Source organism: Ruegeria sp. AM9 (assembly GCF_056540565.1).
This window is the reverse complement of sequence record NZ_JBQFWY010000062.1, coordinates 1-534: the sequence shown is the minus strand read 5'-3', so window position 1 is coordinate 534 and position 534 is coordinate 1. Positions and strand designations below refer to the sequence as shown.

Annotated in this window: 1 protein-coding gene; it reads left to right on the top strand. The window is 68.4% G+C overall.

From position 1 onward, the window contains the following. The coding region (locus tag ACR0DO_RS19595; RefSeq protein WP_480561122.1) for a YjbH domain-containing protein at positions 1-534 on the top strand (534 nt) is incomplete at both ends.

The following is a 534-nucleotide window of genomic DNA, read 5'->3' as shown; positions in this document are numbered from 1 at the left end:
GGGTCAGATCGCCGATCAATGTGGGCGTCCAATACCGGTTCAAAAACGGCACCCAGCTGACCACATCCTATCTCTATGGCACCACGCTGGGACTGACGCTGAGCTATTTCATCGACCCGCGCAAGGCGGTGACGCCCGGCGGGCAGGGCGCCGCCCCACCGCCGCTGAAGCCCGAAGCCCAGATTGCCGCCACCGCCCGCGCCCCCGGCGACATCCGCGACCGGATGCAGGCCGCGCTGGCGCAGGAAGGGCTGCGGCTGGTCTACCTGTCCGGGACCGGCGACACCGTTCAGGTCGGGGTCGAGAACACCCGCTATGGCCAGGCCGCCCAGGCGCTGGGGCGCACCGCCCGGGTGCTGGCCAATGAAGAACCGCCGCAGACCGAACAGTTCGACATCGCGCTGATGTCGAACGGCGTGCCGCTGAGTGCGGTGCGGGTCAACCGCGACGACCTCTATGAGCTGGAGCACGACCCCGACAATGCCTGGCGCAGCTTTGCCCGGGCTCAGATCTCGGACACGATCCCGCTGCTGC